18 protein-coding genes are annotated in these 21,549 nt (G+C 62.8%); 3 read left to right on the top strand and 15 right to left on the bottom strand.

Annotated elements, in window-relative coordinates:
* The first annotated feature begins 237 nt into the window (after nt 1-237).
* Nucleotides 238-2,073 carry an aminopeptidase P family protein gene (locus ABIE33_RS12015; protein ID WP_429125090.1) on the top strand — a complete coding sequence of 612 codons (1,836 nt, stop codon included), beginning with the start codon at nt 238-240 and terminating at the stop codon, nt 2,071-2,073.
* Nucleotides 2,074-2,387: 314 nt separating this feature from the next.
* Here the strand turns inward: ABIE33_RS12015 and ABIE33_RS12010 are convergent, their stop codons facing one another.
* From ABIE33_RS12010 to ABIE33_RS11990, 5 genes are all read right to left on the bottom strand, one after another.
* Nucleotides 2,388-2,702, bottom strand: a complete 315-nt coding sequence (locus ABIE33_RS12010) for an AzlD family protein (protein WP_429125087.1) — start codon at nt 2,700-2,702, stop codon at nt 2,388-2,390.
* A 3-nt stretch (nt 2,703-2,705) separates the two neighbouring features.
* The gene (locus tag ABIE33_RS12005) at nt 2,706-3,425 is read right to left on the bottom strand and encodes an AzlC family ABC transporter permease (RefSeq protein WP_429125084.1); all 720 of its coding nucleotides are present in this window, start codon (nt 3,423-3,425) and stop codon (nt 2,706-2,708) included.
* 324 nt (nt 3,426-3,749) lie between these two features.
* Nucleotides 3,750-4,571, bottom strand: coding sequence for a 3-methyl-2-oxobutanoate hydroxymethyltransferase (gene panB, locus ABIE33_RS12000; RefSeq protein WP_429125081.1), 822 nt, complete (start codon nt 4,569-4,571; stop codon nt 3,750-3,752).
* Nucleotides 4,572-4,573: 2 nt separating this feature from the next.
* On the bottom strand, nt 4,574-5,449 hold the full coding sequence (gene panC, locus ABIE33_RS11995; protein ID WP_429125078.1) for a pantoate--beta-alanine ligase: 876 nt from the start codon (nt 5,447-5,449) through the stop codon (nt 4,574-4,576).
* A 227-nt stretch (nt 5,450-5,676) separates the two neighbouring features.
* Nucleotides 5,677-6,063, bottom strand: a complete 387-nt coding sequence (locus ABIE33_RS11990) for a VOC family protein (RefSeq protein ID WP_429125075.1) — start codon at nt 6,061-6,063, stop codon at nt 5,677-5,679.
* A 309-nt stretch (nt 6,064-6,372) separates the two neighbouring features.
* Here ABIE33_RS11990 and ABIE33_RS11985 point away from each other — a divergent pair, with 309 nt between their 5' ends.
* Both ABIE33_RS11985 and ABIE33_RS11980 read left to right on the top strand, forming a co-directional pair.
* Nucleotides 6,373-6,783: a VOC family protein gene (locus ABIE33_RS11985; protein WP_429125073.1), complete on the top strand. Its 411-nt coding sequence runs from the start codon at nt 6,373-6,375 to the stop codon at nt 6,781-6,783.
* Nucleotides 6,784-6,994: 211 nt separating this feature from the next.
* On the top strand, nt 6,995-7,648 hold the full coding sequence (locus ABIE33_RS11980; RefSeq protein ID WP_429125071.1) for a CatB-related O-acetyltransferase: 654 nt from the start codon (nt 6,995-6,997) through the stop codon (nt 7,646-7,648).
* A gap of 28 nt (nt 7,649-7,676) precedes the next feature.
* Here the strand turns inward: ABIE33_RS11980 and ligA are convergent, their stop codons facing one another.
* The 10 genes from ligA to aqpZ all read right to left on the bottom strand — a co-directional run bounded on the left by ligA (nt 7,677) and on the right by aqpZ (nt 21,253).
* Nucleotides 7,677-9,830 carry an NAD-dependent DNA ligase LigA gene (gene ligA / locus ABIE33_RS11975; RefSeq protein WP_429125068.1) on the bottom strand — a complete coding sequence of 718 codons (2,154 nt, stop codon included), beginning with the start codon at nt 9,828-9,830 and terminating at the stop codon, nt 7,677-7,679.
* 81 nt (nt 9,831-9,911) lie between these two features.
* The gene (locus ABIE33_RS11970) at nt 9,912-10,874 is read right to left on the bottom strand and encodes a hypothetical protein (RefSeq protein WP_429125066.1); all 963 of its coding nucleotides are present in this window, start codon (nt 10,872-10,874) and stop codon (nt 9,912-9,914) included.
* A gap of 83 nt (nt 10,875-10,957) precedes the next feature.
* A complete protein-coding gene (gene recN, locus ABIE33_RS11965) occupies nt 10,958-12,631 on the bottom strand; it encodes a DNA repair protein RecN (protein ID WP_429125063.1) in 1,674 nt (557 codons plus the stop codon).
* A 20-nt stretch (nt 12,632-12,651) separates the two neighbouring features.
* Nucleotides 12,652-13,518 (bottom strand): outer membrane protein assembly factor BamD, encoded by an 867-nt coding sequence (locus tag ABIE33_RS11960; protein ID WP_429125060.1) that lies wholly within the window; start codon nt 13,516-13,518, stop codon nt 12,652-12,654.
* A gap of 172 nt (nt 13,519-13,690) precedes the next feature.
* A complete protein-coding gene (gene lpxC, locus ABIE33_RS11955; protein WP_429125057.1) occupies nt 13,691-14,644 on the bottom strand; it encodes a UDP-3-O-acyl-N-acetylglucosamine deacetylase in 954 nt (317 codons plus the stop codon).
* A gap of 337 nt (nt 14,645-14,981) precedes the next feature.
* Nucleotides 14,982-16,751, bottom strand: coding sequence for a cell division protein FtsZ (gene ftsZ, locus ABIE33_RS11950; protein WP_429125054.1), 1,770 nt, complete (start codon nt 16,749-16,751; stop codon nt 14,982-14,984).
* A 211-nt stretch (nt 16,752-16,962) separates the two neighbouring features.
* Nucleotides 16,963-18,294 (bottom strand): cell division protein FtsA, encoded by a 1,332-nt coding sequence (gene ftsA / locus ABIE33_RS11945; RefSeq protein WP_429125051.1) that lies wholly within the window; start codon nt 18,292-18,294, stop codon nt 16,963-16,965.
* Nucleotides 18,291-19,232, bottom strand: a complete 942-nt coding sequence (gene ftsQ, locus ABIE33_RS11940; RefSeq protein WP_429125546.1) for a cell division protein FtsQ — start codon at nt 19,230-19,232, stop codon at nt 18,291-18,293. The genes ftsA and ftsQ overlap by 4 nt, the downstream gene beginning before the upstream one ends.
* Nucleotides 19,229-20,155 (bottom strand): D-alanine--D-alanine ligase, encoded by a 927-nt coding sequence (locus tag ABIE33_RS11935; RefSeq protein WP_429125049.1) that lies wholly within the window; start codon nt 20,153-20,155, stop codon nt 19,229-19,231. The genes ftsQ and ABIE33_RS11935 overlap by 4 nt, the downstream gene beginning before the upstream one ends.
* A 372-nt stretch (nt 20,156-20,527) precedes the next feature.
* Complete coding sequence (aqpZ, locus tag ABIE33_RS11930) at nt 20,528-21,253, bottom strand: aquaporin Z (protein WP_429125046.1); 726 nt, start codon at nt 21,251-21,253, stop codon at nt 20,528-20,530.
* Between the last annotated feature and the right edge of the window lie 296 nt (nt 21,254-21,549).

The following is a 21,549-nucleotide window of genomic DNA, read 5'->3' as shown; positions in this document are numbered from 1 at the left end:
GCCCGATACGGCGCCGCGCGTCAAATATGACGCAACAATTCCACTGTAACGCGTTAAATTTGCTGCATAATATTTCCCTTCAATCGAATCCGATTTCAAGCGATTATGCAGTAATTCTGTGCACGCCCCGCCACGAACATGCCCGGCAGGATCTCGCCTCTTTCCTCGCAAGGGTCGTTTCCGCTAAGATCGCGCATCTTTCCCGCGGTTCTCCGCCCAATTTACCGGAAATCCCTCATGTTTCAGTCCTTTGAAGTCACCTCCACGCCGCAGTTCGGCAAGGAGCGTACCGAAGCGTTGCGCGCGTCCTTCCCGAACCTCGGCATCGACGGCTTTCTCGTACCCCGTGCCGACGAGTTCCAGGGCGAGTATGTGCCGGCCTCCTCCGAGCGGCTCTCCTGGCTGACCGGCTTTACCGGTTCCGCCGGCGTCGCCCTGATTACGCAGAGTCAGGCTGTCGTTTTCGTCGATGGACGCTACGTGACGCAGTTGAAGGAACAGGTCGACGGCCAAGTCTTTACAGGCGGCGACCTCATCGGCGAACCGCCGCATCTCTGGCTGGAAAACAACGGCACCAAGGGCTTCAAGCTCGGCATCGATCCGTGGCTGCACACCGGCGCCGAAGTGCGCCGGCTGGAAAAGGCGCTTGCCGTCCTCGGCGGCGCCCTCGTCTTCCTCGACCACAACCCGCTCGACCGCATCTGGACCGGACGTCCGGCAGCCCCGCTCGGCCGCGTCTCCATCCAGCCGATCGAGCAAGCCGGCGAGCTTGCCAAGGACAAGATCGCGACCATCGCTGCCGGTCTCGAAAAGGCCGGTGCCGGCGCCGTCGTCTTGACTGACCCCTCCTCCGTCGCCTGGACCTTCAATATCCGCGGCACCGACGTGCCGCACACGCCGCATCCGCTCGCCCGCGCCATCATCCATGCCGACGGCCGCGCCGAGATCTTCCTCGACAAGCGCAAGACCGGCATCGAGCAGGAAGCCTATCTCACCCAGATTGCCGAGATCGCAGCACCCTCGACCTTCGACGACCGCCTGTCCGCGCTGGGTGCCGCCGGCGCTGCCGTCATGCTCGACCCGGACCTTGCCTCATTCGCCATTTCCGAGCTGATCCGCTCGAAGGGCGGCAAGGTCATTGAGGCGGTCGACCCGGCCCGCCTGCCCCGCGCCCAGAAGAACAAGGCCGAGATCGAGGGCTCGACCCGCGCGCATCTGCAGGACGGCGCCGCCATGGTCGAATTCCTTGCCTGGCTCGACAAGGCCGAGCCAGGCACTGTCACCGAGATCGGCGCCGCCAATCAGCTGGAAGCTGCCCGTGCGGCCGTCGGCGAGCGTATGCAGAACCCGCTCAAGGACATTTCCTTCGACACCATCTCCGGCGCCGGCTCGCATGCGGCGATCATGCACTACCGCGTGACCACCGACACCGACCGCGCCATCGAAGCCGGCACGATGTTCCTGATCGATTCCGGCGCGCAATACATCAACGGCACCACCGACATCACCCGCACGGTGGCAATCGGCGCGGTGCCGGAAGAGCAGAAGCGCTTCTTCACGCTGGTGCTGAAGGGCATGATCGCCATCAGCACTGCGCGCTTCCCCAAGGGCTCGCGCGGCGTCGATCTCGACCCGTTGGCCCGTATCGCTTTGTGGAAGGCAGGCGCCGACTACGCCCATGGCACCGGCCACGGCGTCGGCTCCTACCTCTCGGTGCATGAGGGCCCGCAGCGCATCGCCCGGCTTTCCACCCAGGAGCTGCTGCCCGGCATGATCCTGTCGAACGAGCCGGGTTACTACCGCCCCGGCGCCTTCGGCATCCGCATCGAAAACCTCATCGTCGTGCAGCCGGCCGAAGACATCGCCGGCGGCGACCTTGCCATGCTTGGCTTCGATACGATCACCTACTGCCCGATCGACCGCCGCCTGGTGCTGCCGACGCTCTTGACCGACGAGGAACTGGCCTGGTTCAACGCCTACCACGCCGAGACGCGCGAGAAGCTGATGCCGCTGCTGGCGAGCGACGAGACCCGCAACTGGCTGAAGTCTGCGACCGAAGCGCTGACCCGCTAAGTCAGGAACAAGATCGGCGACAAAACGAAAACGCCGCGGTTCATCAGAACCGCGGCGTTTGCATGTCGACAAGGCTCGAAGCGCTTGTTTGGCGCACGGCGGTCACCCCATACTCATCCTCGCCCTTGTGGCGGGGATCCAGCGACCCGACGTCTGTCGGGTCAACGGACTTTTCAGCCCAAAGACTTGGGCTGGTCAGCAGTTCCATTGGAACTGCTAGACATTTCTGTGACAGGCACAGAAATGAGGGTGGTCCTGGCTACCCGGGCCAACTCAATGCCCCGCCCGGGACGCCGCGGCGTCACGGGAATTGCCTACATCACCAGATGCCGGATGAGCATCACCACCACCCAGCCGATGACGAGCATGCGCAGGGTCGAAAGATTGAACCCGAGCGCAATGGCGAAGGCGACGAACATCGAGACCGCGACGTCGAAGCCGCCATAGACGAAGGCCGGCGCGACCAGCGTCGTCAGCACCGCCGCCGGAACGGCGTTCAGCGCCGCTTCAAGCCGCGGCGGGATCTGCTTCATCTGGGTGATCAGCACATAGCCGCCGATGCGAGTGACGAAGGTGGCAACGGCGGCCGCGATGATGAGATAGATGAGGTTGAGGTGTTGCGGGTCCATGGCTCAAGCCTCCTTCTCGATGGCGGCGGGTGGCGCTGTAACCGTCTCGGCCGGCGGCAGGCAGGCGGCGAGCAGAACGCCCGCCAGCGCCCCGATGCTGACATGCCAGGGCGAGCCGACGAAATGCATGCCGGCAACGGAGGCCACGGCGGAAACGGCAACGATCGGCAGGAAGCGGTCGCGCTTGCGGAAGCCCATCACCAGACCGAGGAAATAGATCGGCAAGAGCACGTCGAGGCCGATGGCCTTGGGATCGCCGATCAGCTGACCGAAGATCGCGCCAAGCAGCGTGTTGAAGATCCAGGGGAAATAGATCACCAGCCCGAAGCCGAGATACCAGGGGAAGGTCACCGGCAGGCCACGCTCGCCGCGCTTTTCCGTTTCGGCATACTGCGGATCGACCAGCAGGAAGAAGGCAAAGAACTTCTGTGCCGGGGTGAAATGCCGGATGTATTTGGCGATCGAGGCGGAATAGAGCACGTGGCGGAAGTTGACGGCAAAGACCGAAAGCACCACCAGCCAGGGTTGGACGTGGTTGCCGAACAGCTCGATGCCGACCATCTGGCTGGCGCCGGCATAAACCGTCGCGCTCATGAGGACTGTGTCGGCGATGGTGAAGCCGTTGTCGACCGCAAGCGCGCCGAACAGCGCGCCAAAGGGCGACGCCGCCAGCATGATCGGGAAGCCGCCGCGCACGCCCTCCCAGAATTCGTCTTTTCTCATGAAGTCCTCCCGCGGCACCGACAATGGGCGCCCGCGGCATGCCGCCTTTAATCGGGATCGATCAAGGCCACATGCAGCATTTCAAATTTTCGACAACGGTCGTCGCGCGCCTCGAGGCGCGCATGCTGTCGTCCTATGCCGGACAGATAGGCGCTTCGCCCCTGACCAACAATTCAATTGCGCTTATACAATGATTGAATTTTATGATGCCTGCCGGCCGCAGGCTTGAACGAAATGCGCATGGGCCCGATGAGCCGGCGCGGTTTTCTCACCGTCCGCCGCGCCTTCGCTTGGCGCGGCGAGAGTGCCGGACCGCGGGCTTGGTTAGCGCTTCACTTGAAACGTATGCTCGACACCCGGGAATGTGCGCGCCTTGACCTCGTTGGCGTATTCCTCGGCCGCCTTGGAGATCGCCGGCGCCAGTTCGGCGAAATGCTTGACGAAGCGCGGCTTGAAATCATTGAACAGGCCGAGCATGTCGTCGGAGACGAGGATCTGGCCGTCGCAGGCCGGCGATGCGCCGATGCCGATGGTCGGCGAGCGCAGCTCGCTGGTGATTTCGCGCGCAACCGGCTCGACCGTGCCTTCGACGACGATCCCAAAAGCGCCGGCATCGTCGATCGCCTTGGCGTCGCGACGGATCTTGGCCACTTCCTTCTCGTTGCGACCGACCGAGCGATAGCCGCCGGTGGTGTTGACGAGCTGCGGCATCAGACCGACATGGCCGAGGACCGGAATGCCGCGGCTGACGAGGAACTCGACCGTCTCGGCCATCTCGGCGCCGCCTTCGAGCTTCACGGCGCTACAGCCGGTTTCCTTCAGAACGCGGGCCGCGCTCCGGAAGGCCTGTTCCTTGGATTCCTGGTAGGAGCCGAAAGGCAGGTCGATGACGATGCAGGCGCGCTCCGAACCGCGCATGACCGCCTGGCCATGCGCGATCATCATGTCGAGCGTGACGCCGACGGTGGTGTCGAGGCCATAGAGCACCATGCCGAGCGAATCGCCGACCAGCAGGAAATCGACATGCGGATCGAGCAGCCGGGCGATCGGCGTCGTATAGGCCGTCAGGCTGACGATCGGTCGCTCGCCCTTCAGCGCCTCGATATTGGCAGGGCTCAGGCGGCGTCTGGACGATTGTACGCTCATTCTCAGGCGACCTTTGCAAAACGGGCGGATTTAGCGGCAATCACGCGGTTATCGAGTAGCTTCGTCGTGCCGAAACGCACGAACAACAACAGCAGCACCGGCTTGTCGCCGATCTCGTGAATGGTTTCGAGCGTCTCGGGATCGCGCAGCGCCACGACCTCGGGTCGGGCGAGCGGCTCCGTCGAAAGAAAAGCCGTCACGGCCTTTTCCACGTCGCCGGCATCGGTGATTCCGGACGCGACCAGCCGCTCGGCCTCGGCCAGCGCCTTGGGCACGATGGCAGCCGCCTGGCGCTCTTCAGTGGTCAGGTAGACATTGCGCGACGAACAGGCGAGCCCGTCGGCCTCGCGCACCGTCGGCACGCCGATGATCTCGACCGGCTGGGCGAGGTCTTCGACCATGCGGCGAATGATCTGCAGCTGCTGGAAATCCTTTTCGCCGAAATAGGCGCGGTCCGGCTGCACAATGTTGAACAGCTTGGTGACGACGGTGGCAACGCCGGCAAAGTGGCCGGGGCGCACCGAGCCTTCAAGCTCGGAGCCGAGCTTCGGCACGTCGACCACCGTTTCCATCGGGCGCGGATACATGTCGGATACGCCGGGCGAAAACAGGAAGTCGACCCCGCCCTCCTCCAGCATCGCCTGGTCGCGGGCGAGATCGCGCGGATATTTGCTCAAGTCCTCGTTAGGGCCAAACTGCAGCGGATTGACGAAGATGCTGGCTACGACCACGTCGTTTTGTCCGCGTGCACGGCGCACAAGCTCCATATGGCCGACATGCAGATAGCCCATGGTCGGCACGAGCCCGACCGTCTTGCCGGCCCGCCGGTATTCGGCAAGGGCTGCGCGCAGCTCGGTGATGGTGGTAATGGTCTTCAAATCCGGACCCTCCAATCCGCGAAGGCGCCGCTAGCGCCCTGCATCGCGGCCTGTGGCTCTTGTGGCCCGCTCCGCGAAAGGCAATTGCACAAAATTTGGCTGCAAACCTCTATCTTGTGCAGCGCAAAAAGACAAACGGAATTGGTCCCGCTGCGAATGGGACGAACCCAGCATCGGTGGCCCATCAACCATCCATGGGTGGATTGCGGCTTTGAGCATCCGCAGACTCACAGCTCTGCGGAACTCGGCACCCGCCAGGGCGGATCGAGCCTGTTGACGCCTGCGAAATAGAGCACGATGCGGTTACCGGCGGGATCGAAGACCTCGGCCTCCCGCCAGAGCCAGCTCTTGTCCGTGGGGCCGCTTGCAAACAGAATGCCGGCCTCGATCAGCCGGCTGACGGTCAAATCCACGTCGTCGCACTCGAAGTAGATGGTTGTGCCGCCGCCTCGCGCCTCGCCCTGATGCACCGAAAAGGAACTACCACCATCCGGGCAGACGAAGCGCACATAATGCGGCCTGGCATCGACGATCGGCTGGAGCCCGAGCGTGCGGTAGAACTCCCACCCCGCATCAAGATCGGGCATCGTCACCGTCACTTGGTTCAAACGCATCGTATCCCCTTACATCCTGAGCGCCGACAGCCCGCGCCATTGTTTCTCACCGCACCTCTTCGCAAGGCTTGGAGCCAACGGAACATCGGTCAGAAACGCGCGATGCGCAAATGATGCGTATCCGCCATGTACCCCACAGCCCTGATCGGCTTCGGGTGAAACATGGAATCTTGAAAGCCCCCGATTGCACGCCACATCAGCAGGGACACATCGCATTCCTCAAAAAAATGTCTGACCGGCTGTCGGCTGCGTGTGACGCCGAACGTCCTTGTTATGTCCAATCAAGAAAATCCCTACGAGGAGCATTCCATGCGCATGATTTTTGTAAACCTGCCCGTCAAGGACCTGAAGGCGTCGCGCGCGTTCTTCGGCGCGCTTGGCTTCACCTTCAACGAGCAGTTCTCCGACGACACGGCCGCCTGCACGGTGATCTCGGACAATATTTTCGTCATGCTTCTGACTGAACCGAAGTTCCGCGACTTCATCACCGGCGAGATCAGCGACGCCAGGAAGGCCACCGAGGTCATCACCGCCCTTTCGGCTTCGAGCCGCGCCGAATGCGACGACATGCTCGCAAAGGCACTGGCTGCCGGTGCTAAGCCATGGAAGCCGGCGCTCGACTACGGCTTCATGTACGGCATCAGCTTCCAGGATCTCGACGGTCACGTCTGGGAATTCATGTGGATGGACCAGGAAGCCGCCCAACAGCAGGCCTCCTGATCTGACACAATACCCCCTTGTCTTGCGCCCGCCGCTTTTCGCGGCGGGCGTTTTTGCGTGTTCCAACGACAGGAACAACGAACGAGGCTTTCGGTCGCGGCGGTTTGGGGGAGAAATTGCTCGAGAAATCCGATAGTTGGAGAGCCTAAACGTCGAGAAGGGCGAGCGCGCCATAGGCGATGCTTGCAAGCATGCAGAACGAGGAAGCCCCATGTCCACGAATGTCGAAGCCAAGCATTGGTCGAAGGTCGAGCTTCTGCACGAGACCGTGCGCAACCCGAACATCCATGTGCGCGGCACCAACAGCTACTACAGCAACGCCTGGACCGGTTCCTTCGAAGAAAGCGCCGTCCGCTACCTCTATGGCGATGACTACAGCCTCAAGGCCTGGGAGCCGCAATGGCCGATCGACCAGTTGCGGATCGGCGACTATGTGGCGATCGGCGCCGAGGCGGTGATCCTGATGGGCGGCAACCACACCCACCGCACCGATTGGGTCAGCCTCTATCCCTTTCTGGATATGATCGGCGAGGCCTATATCGGCAAGGGCGACACCATCATCGGCGACGGCGCCTGGATCGGCATGCGCGCCATGATCATGCCGGGCGTCACGCTTGGCGAAGGCGCCGTCATCGCTTCAGGCGCGATCGTCACCAAGGACGTGGCGCCCTACACCATCGTTGCCGGAAATCCCGCCCGCCCCGTTCGCCAGCGTTTTCCCGAGGCCGATATCGAGACGATGCTCGCACTCGGCATCTACCGGTGGGAGAGGTCAAAATTCGACGCGCTGCGCCGCTTCATCTGCGCCGACGACATTGCCGCGCTGAAGGCTGCATCCGAAGCCTATGACGCCGAACGGGTATAACGACACCGCCTGCATCTGATCGTGGGCATCAGCCCCCGATCAGCGCCAGCCATTCGTCCTCGTCCATCGTCTGCACGCCGAGTTCACGCGCCTTGTCGAGCTTGGAGCCCGCCCCTGGGCCCGCCACGACGATATCAGTCTTCTTCGATACCGAGCCTGCCACCTTGGCGCCGAGGCTTTCCGCCTTGGCCTTGGCCTCGTCGCGCGTCATCTTTTCGAGCGAACCGGTAAAGACGACGGTCTTGCCCGCAACCGGGCTGTCGCTGGCAACCGGTTTCTCGGCGCCTTCAGGCGTGACCTCCGCGAGCAATCGCGTCACCACTTCGAGGTTGCGCGGCTCCTTGTAGAACTCGACGATGGCGCGGGCGACCACTTCGCCGATGCCGTCGATGCTGTTGAGCTCGTTCCACGTATCGCCGGCAAAGGTGCCGGCTTCGCTCATCGCCGCGCCGAAAGCTTCATAGGTGCCATAGGAGCGCGCCAGCAGCTTGGCCGTGGTCTCGCCGACGTGGCGGATGCCGAGCGCGTAGATAAACCGGTGGAGCGCGATCGAGCGGCGGGTGTTGATCGCGTCATAGAGCTTGCGCACGCTGACGCGACCGAAGCCGTCGATATTCTCAAGCTTCGTCAGCGACGTCTCCTGGCGCTTTTCCAGCGTAAAGATGTCGGCGGCCGTGCGGATCGACAGCGTCGGATCCTCGCTTTCGAAGAAGAACTCGATCTGCTTGGAGCCGAGGCCTTCGATGTCATAGGCGTTGCGCGAGACGAAATGCTTGAGGTGCTCGACCGCCTGCGCCCGGCAGACGAAGCCGCCAGTGCAGCGGCGCACTGCGTCCACCTTGCCGGACTTCTCGTTGATGTCGCGCACAGCATGGCTGCCGCAGACCGGGCATGTCGTCGGAAAACGATAAGCCTCGCTCCCCTCCTTGCGCTCGTCCATCACTACGTCGACGATCTGCGGGATAACGTCGCCGGCCCGCTGGACGATCACCATGTCGCCGATGCGGATGTCGCGGCCCTCGCGGATCGGCTCGCCGCTGTTGCCGAGCCCCTTGATGTAATCTTCGTTGTGCAGCGTGGCATTGGTGACGACGACGCCGCCGACGGTGATCGGCTCCAGCCTTGCGACCGGCGTCAGCGCGCCGGTGCGCCCCACCTGGATGTCGATGGCCGTCAGCCGCGTAAACGCCTGCTCGGCCGGGAACTTGTGCGCCGTCGCCCAGCGGGGCGAGCGCGAACGGAAGCCGAGCCGCGCCTGCAGGTCGAGCCGGTCGACCTTGTAGACAACGCCGTCGATATCATAGTCGAGATCCGGGCGCTCGCGTTCGATGTGGTGGTAGTGCGCCAGCAGCTCGTCGGCCGATGAAATCCGCTGCATCAGCGGATTGACCGGGAAACCCCAGGCCTTGAACGCCTCGACCATGCCGAATTGCGTATCGGCAGGCATTTCCGATATCTCGCCCCAGGCATAGGCAAAGAAGCGCAGCTTGCGGCTCGCAGTCACCTTCGCGTCGAGCTGGCGCAGCGAGCCCGAAGCCGTGTTGCGCGGATTGACGTAGAGCGGCTTGCCGAGCGCTGCCATCTCGGCATTGAGGGCGGCAAAGTCCGATTTGCCCATGTAGATTTCGCCGCGCACCTCGACGATATCGGGTGCGCCCGCCGGCAGCGTCTGTGGGATCATGCCAATGGTGCGGATATTGGCGGTGACGTTTTCGCCTGTCGTGCCGTCGCCGCGGGTCGCCGCCGTCACCAGCCGCCGGTTTTCGTAGCGCAGCGACATCGAGAGGCCGTCGATCTTCGGCTCGGCGGTAAAGGCGATCGAATTGTCAGGCAGCTGGCCGAGGAAGCGGTAGACCGAAGCGACGAAATCGCGGGCGTCCTCGTCGGAAAACGTGTTGTCGAGCGACAGCATCGGCCGGGCATGAACGACCGGCTGGAAAGTGACTGAAGGTGCTGCCCCCACCTTTTTCGACGGACTGTCCTCGCGGATCAGCGCCGGGAACCGCGCCTCGATCGCGTCGTTACGCCGCTTCAGCGCGTCATAATCCGCATCCGTGATCTCCGGCGCGTCCTTGCCATGATAGAGCGCATCGTGCCGGGCAAGCTCGGAGGCGAGAAATGCCAGCGCCTCGGCGGCTTCCGTTTCGTTCAGGTTCTCGACGGGTTTCAGTTCACTGGACATGCGCGACGACTCCGGATTGGGAGTCGTTTTTTAGAGCAACTGCCGGGAAAGAAAAGAGCAACCGCAAGCGGTCTCCCCTGATCATCCAGCAGCAGCCGCACTTGGGGCAACATCGGCGCAGCGCCGGATCTCCAGTTCGCACCAACGCTCGTATCGCTTCTGGTAACGTGCGCGTATCGCCTCCAGATCCTGCCTCTGGACGCCGTGGCGGCGGTAGATCCATTTGCCTTCAGCGAGCCCCCGCATGACGCGGCCGGCCGGCTCAAGGTCGAACATTTTCAGGATGGCGGCGCCGCCCTTGTCCCAACCGATGCCATAGAGGTCGATGCCTTCGGGCGGAAACTCCTGATATTCGAGGATCGCCGAGACTGTCGCCCAGACGAGAATGCCGTTCTGCCGCCGGCGCTCGCTGCGCATGGAATCGAGCAGATAGCTGAGATTGAGGATGGTGGCGAGATAGACCACCTTGGCCTTGCGCGCCTTCGGATGAGCGAGCAACCCGTTGGCAAGCAGGTCGTCGAAGCCGTAGTCGCCTTGCAGGAACAGCTTGAAGTGGTTCTTCTCGAAGGCGTAATAATCGGTGAAACCAAAGATGTTGTCGTCGGAATCCTGCAGGCAGATCAGGCTGTAAGGATCGGAGAAGAACGCCTTCATATCCTCCTCCGGATCGATCGCGTCGCTCTGGAAGACGTCCTGCGCCTTGCGGATCACATCATAGGCAACCGCCGTCGATGGCGGGATACGCACCAGATAGGGGCGATCATCTTCGGCGCTGGAGCGCAGAAACCCGAGCGGTGCGGCGCCATCGTCCTTCTCGTCCGGCAGTTCAATGCTGCGCGCGCCGCGAAGGCGCGCCGCCAGATAAGGGATGAACGCCGTGCCGGCGACCACCGCCAGGATGCCGATCATCCCCAGCTGTTTGTTGGCTTCCTTCATCGTCAGGATGTAACCGACGAAGGCGAGAGAATAGAGCAGGATCAGTTCCGGATGCTTGCGCATCTGGTCCAGTCGAAGCTGAATTCGCTGCTGGAGCTGTTCCCACATGCCAAAGCTCGCATATCCGCGCAATGCCTAATAAAGACACGTGCGCGACCGGGCGACAACTTGGCGAGAAGGCGTAGAGGGCCCTAACCGTTGCCGGCCAGCAATCGGGCGGCGGCCGCCCTCGCCTCTTCTGTGATCGAGGCACCGGCGAGCATGCGGGCGATTTCCTCGGTGCGGGCCCTGTCGTCCATCCGGGCGACGCGGGTCGAAATCATCTCGGCCTTTTCGCTCGATGGCCCCTTGGAGATCAACAGATGCGTTGCCGCCCGCGCAGCGACCTGCGGCGCGTGGGTGACGGAAAGCACCTGCACCGTGCCGGAAAGCCGCTTCAGCCGCTGGCCGATGGCATCGGCCACCGCACCACCGACGCCGGTGTCGATTTCATCGAAGACGAGCGTCGGCGCCGAGCCGCGGTCGGCAAGCGCCACCTTCAGCGCCAGCAGGAAACGCGAAAGTTCGCCGCCCGATGCGACCTTCATGATCGGCCCCGGCCGGGTGCCTGGGTTGGTCTGGACATGGAATTCGACGAGATCGAAGCCGTCGGCAGTCGGCTGCGCCGCATCGCTCTGCACTTCGACCATGAAGCGGGCACGCTCGAGCTTCAGCGCCGGCAGCTCGGCCATGACGGCAGCAGACAGCGCGGAGGCGATGTTGTGCCGCTTTTCGGACAAGGTGCGCGCGGCGGCGTCGAAGGCCACCCGTGCAGCCCCGACCTGCGCGTCGAGTTGCTTCAGCTTCTCCTCGCCGGCATCGAGATCGGCCAGGTCCGAGATCATCCGGACGGCCAGTGCCGGAAGCTCGGCGACCGGCACGGAATATTTGCGGCTGGCACCACGAAGCGCAAACAGGCGCTCCTCCACCCGTTCCAGCTCCTTCGGGTCGAATTCGGTGTTGCGCAGCGCCCGCTCGACGGCCATCTGCGCATCGGAAAGCTGGTTCAGCGCGCCATCCAGCAGCTCGACGGTTTCTTCGAGCAGCCCCGGCGCCTCGTGGCTTTTGCGCTCGAGCCGACGCACCAGCGAGGCGATCAGCGGAACCGGCGAGCCATTGCCGTTGAGAAATTCGGAGGCTTCGTTGATGTCGCCGGCGATGCGCTCGGACTTCATCATCCGGGCGCGCTTTTCGGCAAGCTCATCCTCTTCGCCATCGCGCGGGCTGAGCTTTTCCAGTTCCTCGACCGAGGAGCGCAGATAATCCGCCTCGCGTGCTGCCGCCTCTACGCGCTCGCGATGCTTCTTCAGTCCGCGTTCGGCATCTTTCCAGGCGCGATAGAGGCCGGAGACCTGCTCTGCCTCGTCGGTCGTTCCGCCGAAGGCGTCGAGCAGCGTGCGATGCGCGTCGATGTCGACCAGCGCGCGGTCGTCATGTTGTCCGTGGATTTCGACCAGCGTCTGGCCAAGCTGCCGCATCAGCTGCACGCTGACCGGCTGATCGTTGACGAAAGCCTTGGTGCGGCCATCGGCCGATTGCACGCGACGGAAGATCAGATCGCCGTCGTCGTCGATGCCGTTGTCGCGCAGCATCAGCCGTGCCGAGTGCCCCATCGGCACGTCGAAGACCGCCGTCACCTGGCCCTTGTCCGAGCCGTGGCGCACGAGCGAGCCGTCGCCGCGCCCGCCAAGGGCCAGCGACAGACTGTCGAGCAGAATCGATTTTCCTGCGCCGGTCTCACCGGTCAACACGGACAGGCCGGCTTCGAACGCCAGATCAAGCCGTTCAATCAGGACGATATCGCGGATCGAGATCTGGGCGAGCATCCGGGGTCAAATCTTCCGTGTCAGGCGCCGATCAGCTTCTTGCCTGCGCGCGCAATCCAGGAATTGCCGCTTTCGCGTGGCTCCAGTCCACCCGACTGCAACAGCTTGAAGGAATCACCATACCACTGGCTGTCCGGATAGTTGTGTCCGAGAACCGCCGCAGCGGTCTGCGCTTCGGAGGTCACGCCCATTGCGTAATAGGCCTCGACCAGACGGGCCAGAGCTTCTTCGACCTGGTTGGTATTGGGATACTGCTCGACGACGGCACGGAAACGCGACACGGCGGCGAGGTATTCCTTGCGCTCGAGATAATAGCGGCCGACCTGCATTTCCTTGCCGGCGAGCTGGTCGCGCGCAAAGCGGATCTTCGCCTGGGCATCCTCGACATATTGCGAGTCCGGATACTTGTCGACGACGGCCTGCATCGCCTCGATCGCCTTGAAGGCCGGCTTCTGGTCCTGCGTCACGGCCGGGATCTGCTTGGTATAGGCAAGACCCTGAATGTACTGCGCATAGGCCGCATCTTCCGACTGCGGATAGAGGTTCAGGTAGCGCCCGGTGGAGTTGATCGCCTCCTGGTACTGGCCGTTGCGGTAGCTGACGAAGGCGTTCATCACCAGCGCCTTGCGAGCGTATTCGGAGAACGGATGCTGCCGGTCGAGCGCTTCGAACTTGCGCGCCGCTTCCGTGGTCTTGCCGGCATTGAGGTTGGCGAGACCCTGGTTGTACAGCACCTCCGGCGGATCGGTCTCCGCCGTCAGCTTGGTGATGTCGATATCGGGATCGTTCTGGCAGGCGGTAATCAGGGCGCTGCCGGCAACGGCCGCGACTACCACGGCGAACACACGCGCTGACTTTCTCAAATCAACAGAAACTGCAAGAACCATCGGATATTCCCGTTCCATTCTGCGGGCATGGACCCCGCCAGACATGCGCTTTTAGAGCAAGTTGCCTCAAGACCGCAACGTCATGATCGGTGATTCATGCAAATTTGTGGCGGCGCCGACATGAAAATGCCGGCCTTTCGGCCGGCGACTGGAGGAGATAGTCCTTTTGTTGTTATGCGGACCAGGGCGCGAAGCCCGGAACTGCAACCGCAACCATGTCGCGCGCGCGGGTGCGCTGGCGTGGCGTGGCGGTTTCGACGACCTCGTAGGCGGTCGGATCGCTGAGCAGAGCCTTGAGCGCATTTGCGTTCATCTTGTGACCACCGCGGTAGGAACGGTAGCAGCCGATGAACGGCGCGCCAGCAAGCGACAGGTCGCCAACGGCGTCGAGCGTCTTGTGGCGCGCGAATTCGTCCGTGTAGCGAAGGCCTTCGACATTGATGACCGAATTGTCGTCGGAGATCACGACCGAGTTTTCCAGCGACGAGCCCAGCGCGTAGCCGGCAGCCCAGAGGCGCTCGACGTCGCGCATGAAGCCGAAGGTGCGGGCACGCGACAATTCGCGCTTGAACACCGAAGGCGTCATGTCGCCCTTCCAGGCCTGGCGACCGATCAGCGGGCAGTCGAAATCGATCTCGACCTCGAAGCGCATGCCGTCATAGGGCGTGAATTCCGACCAGGAGGCGCCTGATTCGATCCGCACCGGCTTGATCACGCGGATGTAACGACGCTTGACCGCAAGCGCCTGAACGCCCACCTGCTCGATCGCATCGATGAAGGGTTCGGAGCTGCCGTCCATGATCGGCATCTCGGCGCCGTGAACTTCGATCGTAAGGTTGTCGAGGCCGAGCGCATAGATGGCGGCCATAACGTGCTCGATGGTTGCGATCGAGGTGGCCGGCGACATACCGAGGACGGTGCAGAGATCGGTGTTGCCGACCTGCGAGGAAACCGCCTTGAACTCGCTCAGGCGGCCATTAGCGAGAACGCGCTGGAAAACGATGCCCGCATCGGCTTCGGCCGGATGAAAAGTGATTTCCACCTCGGCGCCCGAATGAACGCCAATTCCCTTGAGCGTTACCGGGCTAGCAATCGTGGTCTGAAATCCGAGCAGTTCGATTCCCATTCTCGTCGTCACTTTCAATACCTATGGCCATATGGCCCAAACATCAGGCGGATGCAGCGGTTTTCAGGGCGCAAGAAAAGCGCCCGAGAGTTTCGACACAAAGGTCGGAACTCTGCGTTTCGAACAGACAGCGCGTGATCGAATCGCATGCATCCCCAATTCCGAGTCTGAAAATAGAGATTCTGAGGCACCATTCCAAATCACTGTTCGTTTCGATTTGTTACGCATTTGTAAAGTGCCGATCAAACGACGCAACCTATTGGAACGATGTTCGAAATGCAAAAATGCCCGGGCGGTAGCCCGGGCATTCGGCAAGGTGAAGGAACGGGCCTTCAAATCAGTTCGATTGACGGCGCAGGAACGCCGGGATCTCGAGCTGATCATCTTCGTGCGAGCGCGCCTGCGGAGCGGCGCGACCGTGATCGTCAAGCTGGCCGCGACGCGGCGCATAGAGGCTGGCTTCCGGCGAAAGCGGACGGCGTTGCTGGGAAGCAGCACTCGGCGCACCGGCCGTCATGTCGGCGTTGACGCTGTGGCTTTCCTTGTCGCGCAGGCCGAGCGAGCTGGTGATGCGGTTGAGAAGGCCCATGGGCCCGCGCTCTTCCTGCATCTGCGGCGCCGGCTGAGCGCGCTGGTCCATCTCGGCCTTTACGACGGGCGGGAAGTCTTCGACCTTCGGCATACGAACCGGCTCGGCCTGCTGGCGCACCACCGGAGCGATCGGCTCCTGGCGCTGAACCGGCTGCGGCTGAACCTGTGCGTGAACCGGCATTTCGACCGGGCGCTGAACCGGAGCCGGCTGGCGCATGACCGGAGCGGCTTCTACCGGTGCTGCACCGGCAAACAGCTTGCTCTGCGGACGAAAGTCGTCGTGGGCCTGCTGCATCGGGGCCGGAGCCTGGGTGGCGGCGCGGGTCGCGATGTCGAGTTCGCGTTCCATTTCCGCTTCGCGGATCGCAAGTGCGATCTGGTCGACGGAGTTCTGCTGCTGCACCGGCTGGGCAACCGGCTGCTGGACCGGAGCGGGCTGGTGCTGGGCAACGGCCGGCTGCTGCGCCGGAATGGCTGCAGACGGACGGACGATCGGCTTCTGGGCTGCTACCGAACGAAAGTCAGCCGAACGACCGGCTACCTCCGCGGCCGTGCGATCGATACCGGTCGCAACGACCGATACGCGAATCAGGCCTTCGAGTTCTTCGTCGAAGGTGGCGCCGAGGATGATGTTGGCGTCCGGGTCGACTTCTTCGCGGATGCGGGTCGCAGCTTCGTCGAGTTCGAACAGCGTCAGGTCGCGGCCACCGGTGATCGAGATCAAGAGGCCCTGTGCGCCCTTCATCGAGGTTTCGTCGAGCAGCGGGTTGGCGATCGCAGCTTCGGCAGCGGCCATTGCGCGGCCCTCGCCCGAGGCTTCGCCGGTGCCCATCATGGCGCGGCCCATTTCGCGCATCACCGAGCGGACGTCGGCGAAGTCGAGGTTGATGAGGCCTTCCTTGACCATGAGGTCGGTGATGCAGGCAACACCCGAATAGAGAACCTGGTCGGCCATCGCGAACGCATCGGCAAACGTCGTGCGGTCATTGGCGATGCGGAAGAGGTTCTGGTTCGGAATGACGATCAGGGTGTCGACCGACTTCTGCAGTTCGGCAATGCCCTGGTCGGCGAGACGCATGCGGCGCTGGCCTTCGAAATGGAAAGGCTTGGTGACGACGCCGACAGTCAGGATGCCCTTGTTGCGGGCGGCCTGCGCGACGATCGGGGCTGCACCGGTGCCGGTGCCGCCGCCCATGCCGGCGGTGACGAAGCACATGTGGGTGCCGTGCAGGTGATCGATGATCTCGTCGATGCACTCTTCAGCGGCCGCGCGGCCGACTTCCGGCTGCGAGCCGGCGCCCAGACCTTCGGTCACGGCGACACCCATCTGGATGACCCGTTCTGCCTTGGTCATGGTCAGCGCCTGCGCGTCGGTGTTGGCAACGACGAAGTCGACGCCTTCCAGACCCGCGGTGATCATGTTGTTGACGGCATTGCCGCCGCCGCCGCCAACACCAAAGACGGTGATGCGGGGCTTCAGCTCCGTGATATCCGGCTTCTGCAAGTTGATAGTCATAGTACCCGTTCCTTCTGTTTTCTGGCCGCCTTGCCGAGCCGACCAAATCCTTGAAATTCCAAAAATTGTCTTCGTCCAGCACCGTCCCTGTTCGGTGCCGACCGTACTCCGCGCATGACCCCGAAAATCGCCAGCGATTTTCGGAAAGGCTTATGCGCGTTACAAAGCCTTAGAGCGTCCTTTGCGCGTCCTTGCGGACGCGCGGCACTACTCAAAAACTCTCTTTCAGCCACTGGCCCATGCGGGCGATGCGGCCGTTGCCGTTGCCGAGCCCCGAGAACACGCCGCCCTGGGCTGCATGCGTTTCGAGGTCGGCGACCTGCGGATAGATCATCAGGCCGACAGCCGTGGAGAACGCCGGTCCCTTGGCAGCAGCCGGCAGCCCGGAAACCCCGAGCGGACGGCCGATGCGAACATTGCGTGCGAGGATGCGGCGGGCCGCTTCCGGCAGGCCGGTCAGCTGGCTGGCACCGCCCGTCAGCACGATGCGCTTGCCGACGATCGGGCTGAACCCCGAGCGCTGGATGCGATCACGAATGAGCTCCAGCGTTTCCTCGATGCGAGCGCGCACGATCCGCGACACGAGCGCGCGCGGCACGTGGGTCGGCTGGTCGCGGTCGTCCTCGCCGATCGGCGGGACCGAGACAATGTCGCGCTCGTCGGCACTGTTGGGCAGGGCCGAGCCGTGCACGACCTTAAGCCGTTCGGCGTCTTCGATGCGGGTCGAAAGACCGCGCGCCAGATCCGTCGTCACATGATGGCCGCCGAGGCTGACCGCGTCGGCGTGAACCAGCTTGCCCTCGGCAAAGACCGAGATCGTCGTCGTGCCGCCACCCATGTCGATCGCGGCGCAGCCGAGTTCGACTTCGTCATCGACGAGAGCCGCCAGACCGCTGGCATAGGGCGTCGCAACGATGCCCTCGACCGAGAGATGCGCTCGGTTGACGCAAAGTTCGAGATTCTTCAGCGCCGCCCGCTCCGCGGTCAGCACGTGCATGTCGACGCCGAGAACGTCGCCGAACATGGCGAGCGGATCGCGGATGCCGCGCTCGCCGTCGAGCGAGAAGCCGGTCGGCAGCGAATGCAGGATGGCGCGGTCGGAACGCAGCGACTGCTGGCCGGCGGCCGACAGCACCTTCTTCAGGTCGCTGGCATCGACTTCCTGGCCACCGAGATCGATGGTCGCGGTATAGACATCGCTCTGCAGGCGGCCGGCAGAGATGTTGACGATGAGGCTGTCGATCGTGAGGCCGGCCATGCGCTCGGCGGCATCGACGGCGAGCCGCACGACGCTTTCGACCGCATCGAGATCGGCGACGACGCCGTTCTTCACGCCGCGGGATTTCTGGTGGCCGATGCCGATGATCTCGACGCTATGGGTGCGATTCGGCAGGATCTGGCTTTCGGCGCGCGGCGTCAGCCGGCCGATCATGCACACGATCTTCGTCGAGCCGATATCCAGCACCGAGACGACATGAGACCGCTTCGAAGAAAGCGGCTTCAGGCGCGGCAGGCCAAAGCTGGAGGAACCGAACAAACTCATATCCGCCCCTCTTTCTTTCTCTCCGTCTCCTGCGCCTTCAGCATCTTGTCCCTCGCCTTCAAGGCAACTTCGCGCCGGGTGACTGCATCCGGCGTCAATTGAACTGTGGTTCGATCTTCCAGCCTCAGGTCAACGGCGGCGATGTCGCGCTCGAGCAGTTGATGCTGGCTTTCCATGTCAGACAGAACCTGCATCGCGCGGGCGACGTCGTGTTCCGGCAGCTTGACGACGATGCCGTTGTCGAGGCGCAGATCCCAGCGACGGCCGGCGACGCGCACGAAGGCTTTCACCCGCGACCGGATCTCCGGCCAGCGGGAAAACTCGTCGTAGAAATCGGCAGCAGCCGTCTCGGCATCGCGGCCGACGAACAGCGGCAGGGCGGCAAACTTGTTGTCGCGCAGCGGCGCGATCGCGCTGCCGCTGCGCTCGATCAGCGACAGGTCGGAGCCGTGCTGCCAGATGCCGAAGGCCTTGCGTTCGGTGAGCGTGACTTCGATCGTGCTCGGGTAGACCTTGCGGACCGTAACGCCCTGCACCCAGGGCAGTTCGGCGATCAGCTTGCGCGCCTCGATGATGTCGAGCGCCACCAGCGACGTCGTGCCGTCAAGGCCGAGCTGCTGCAGGATATCGATCTCGGAGGTCTGCTCGTTGCCGGAGACACGCACGTCCTCGATGGCAAAGCCGGCCGCGGTCGTCGATGCCTGCGCGACGTTCTGCGTGTGGCCGCCGAGCGACATGCCGTAAAAGCCGGTGGCGGCAAAAAAAGCGACAGCAGCGATCGTGCCGGTATGGGCGGGAAAGCGGACGCGCCCGCTGCCGAGGCTGACCAGGAAGCGAGCAGCCTTGCGAAGCGGCCGCGGCAGAACGCGCGCGCCATCCGCCTCGGCCGCAACTGCGCCCAGCGGGTCACGAACTCTCTTGCCCCTTTTGCCCCTCACCGCAAGCACGAAGCGTCCTCCACCATCCAAGTCAGAAACTCGCCAAAACCAAGGCCCGCATGCTGAGCCATTTCAGGCACCAGGGAGGTTGGGGTCATGCCGGGCTGGGTGTTGATTTCCAGCCAGATCAATTCGCCTTCACCGGAGGTACGGTCGTCGAAGCGAAAGTCGGATCGGCTGACGCCCCGGCAACCGATTGCTTGATGCGCCTTCAATGCGAGTGTTTGTATTTTTTGGTAAATATTTGGTGAAACCTGTGCCGGAATGACGTGTTGCGAGCCACCTTTTACGTATTTGGAATCGTAATCGTAGAAGGCGTGGCCCTGCGGGATGATTTCGGTGACGCCAAGCGCCTTGTCGCCCATGACGCCACAGGTGAGTTCGCGGCCCGCGACATAACGCTCGACCATGATTCGGTCGCCATAACGCCACTCGCTCGAGGTGACGACCTGCGGCGGGTGCGACTGATCTTCCTTGACGATAACGACACCGAAGCTCGAGCCTTCGCAGACGGGCTTGACGACGTAAGGCGGCTTCATCGGATGCTTCGGCCCGAAAGCCTGGCGATCCATGACAAGCGCTTCGGCGACCGGGATACCCGACGCGGCAGCAACGTGTTTTGCCTGCGCCTTGTCCATGGCGAGCGCCGAAGCCAGGACGCCGGAATGGGTGTAGGGAATTTCCAGATATTCGAGAATGCCCTGGATCGTACCGTCCTCACCGAACGGACCATGAAGGGCATTGAAGGCGACATCCGGGCGCAGTTCGGCAAGAACCGAAGCGACATCGCGCGCGACGTCTACACGCGTGACGCGGAAACCTTCCAGCTCCAGAGCATCGGCGCATGCAGCCCCGGACGACAGGCTCACCGGTCGCTCCGAAGAAAATCCGCCCATAAGGACAGCTACATGCTTGCCGTTCATTCATACCCCCGAAAATACGCCACTATCGCAACGCTTGCTTGCGCCTGGCTTGTTCCGGCATCGCGAGTCGCCGGTGGCCATCGGGGGCACTAGAACGGCATTATAGTTAATGAACCGTTTACTTTTGTTAACCTTAGTCGGGAAACGACCGGAACGGCCACGTGAAAACGTAGCGAATACAACGCTTTCTGGCGCGAAATCAGCGCCTTGGCGCTACCTGTTTACACAAAACGCAAAGTGCTAAAAAATGAAGACCCCGCACCAATTCGATGCGGGGTCACAGTGATTGGCGGTATTTTCAGCTGACAGCGCCGCGCCTGAAACATGATGCGCTAAGGACGCTGAACGGCTCAAACTTGCATGATATTCTCGTTAGGCCAGTTCGGCCTTAAGGGAATTATGCGCGAGCGATGCGTCGTCTTCGCCGACAATCTTCCAGACGATTCCGGCGATCGCTGCGCCGACGATCGGCGCCAGCCAGAAGAGCCACAGCTGCGCCAGTGCCCAGTCTCCGACGAACAGCGCCTGCCCCGTCGAACGGGCAGGATTGACCGACGTATTGGTGACCGGGATCGACACCAGATGGATCAGCGTCAGCGCCAGGCCGATGGCGATCGGTGCAAAGCCCGAGGGCACGCGGCCATGGGTGGCGCCGAGAATGATGAACAGGAAGAAGAAGGTCATCACCACTTCCATCACCAGCGCCGCGGTCAGCGAATAGCCACCGGGCGAATGCTCGCCATAGCCGTTGGCGGCAAATCCGCCGAGCTGGAAGTCCGCCTTGCCGCTGGCAATGATGTAGAGAACGGCTGCCGCGACGATCGCGCCCAGAACCTGGGCGATGATGTAGCCGATGAGATTGGAGGCCGGGAACTTGCCGGCAACGGTCAGGCCAACGGAAACGGCCGGGTTGAAATGGCCGCCGGAAATGCCGCCGACGGCATAGGCCATGGTGAGAACGGTGAGGCCGAAGGCGAAGGAGACACCGAGCAGGCCAATGCCAACCGCCGGAAACGCGGCCGCCAGCACCGCGCTGCCGCAGCCGCCGAAAACGAGCCAGAATGTACCGAGAAATTCCGCAGAAAGCTTCTTGAACATGCATTCTCTCCCGAAAACCGAAGCCCATCGCTTCAGCTGCCCAGAGTTTGCCACATTTTGATTCCGGTCAACCCCGGTTGTGACGGGAGCGTCATCGCCCGTAAAACACGAAACCGCACGCCGGACCTTCGCTGATCTGCCTATTTTGGAAGCAGCGGCGGTTGCGATTCGCGCGAGCCATGCAGCCTCGGAATAATGCTGCGTCACTCCTCGGTTTCGTTCGCATTTCTTACGATTCCAGGGTTTCATCATGCGGAAACTTGCGCTAAGACGCCCCGACCGCCTCCCAAGACGGC

This window comes from Ensifer sp. 4252, assembly GCF_050434565.1.
Taxonomy (GTDB): Bacteria; Pseudomonadota; Alphaproteobacteria; order Rhizobiales; family Rhizobiaceae; genus Ensifer.
This window is presented reverse-complemented; position numbering and strand designations above follow the sequence as displayed.

What these genes read in the sequence shown, in the direction of transcription:
- ligA (WP_429125068.1), bottom strand. Translation starts at nt 9,830, where the DNA reads ATGTCCAGTGAACTGAAACCCGTCGAGAACCTGAACGAAACGGAAGCC.
- ABIE33_RS11980 (WP_429125071.1), top strand. Translation starts at nt 6,995, where the DNA reads ATGTCCACGAATGTCGAAGCCAAGCATTGGTCGAAGGTCGAGCTTCTG.
- ABIE33_RS12015 (WP_429125090.1), top strand. Translation starts at nt 238, where the DNA reads ATGTTTCAGTCCTTTGAAGTCACCTCCACGCCGCAGTTCGGCAAGGAG.
- ABIE33_RS11960 (WP_429125060.1), bottom strand. Translation starts at nt 13,518, where the DNA reads ATGGTTCTTGCAGTTTCTGTTGATTTGAGAAAGTCAGCGCGTGTGTTC.
- ABIE33_RS11970 (WP_429125066.1), bottom strand. Translation starts at nt 10,874, where the DNA reads ATGTGGGAACAGCTCCAGCAGCGAATTCAGCTTCGACTGGACCAGATG.
- ABIE33_RS12010 (WP_429125087.1), bottom strand. Translation starts at nt 2,702, where the DNA reads ATGGACCCGCAACACCTCAACCTCATCTATCTCATCATCGCGGCCGCC.
- ABIE33_RS12005 (WP_429125084.1), bottom strand. Translation starts at nt 3,425, where the DNA reads ATGAGAAAAGACGAATTCTGGGAGGGCGTGCGCGGCGGCTTCCCGATC.
- recN (WP_429125063.1), bottom strand. Translation starts at nt 12,631, where the DNA reads ATGCTCGCCCAGATCTCGATCCGCGATATCGTCCTGATTGAACGGCTT.
- lpxC (WP_429125057.1), bottom strand. Translation starts at nt 14,644, where the DNA reads ATGGGAATCGAACTGCTCGGATTTCAGACCACGATTGCTAGCCCGGTA.
- aqpZ (WP_429125046.1), bottom strand. Translation starts at nt 21,253, where the DNA reads ATGTTCAAGAAGCTTTCTGCGGAATTTCTCGGTACATTCTGGCTCGTT.
- ftsA (WP_429125051.1), bottom strand. Translation starts at nt 18,294, where the DNA reads ATGAGTTTGTTCGGTTCCTCCAGCTTTGGCCTGCCGCGCCTGAAGCCG.
- ABIE33_RS11935 (WP_429125049.1), bottom strand. Translation starts at nt 20,155, where the DNA reads ATGAACGGCAAGCATGTAGCTGTCCTTATGGGCGGATTTTCTTCGGAG.
- panB (WP_429125081.1), bottom strand. Translation starts at nt 4,571, where the DNA reads ATGAGCGTACAATCGTCCAGACGCCGCCTGAGCCCTGCCAATATCGAG.
- ABIE33_RS11990 (WP_429125075.1), bottom strand. Translation starts at nt 6,063, where the DNA reads ATGCGTTTGAACCAAGTGACGGTGACGATGCCCGATCTTGATGCGGGG.
- ftsZ (WP_429125054.1), bottom strand. Translation starts at nt 16,751, where the DNA reads ATGACTATCAACTTGCAGAAGCCGGATATCACGGAGCTGAAGCCCCGC.
- ABIE33_RS11985 (WP_429125073.1), top strand. Translation starts at nt 6,373, where the DNA reads ATGCGCATGATTTTTGTAAACCTGCCCGTCAAGGACCTGAAGGCGTCG.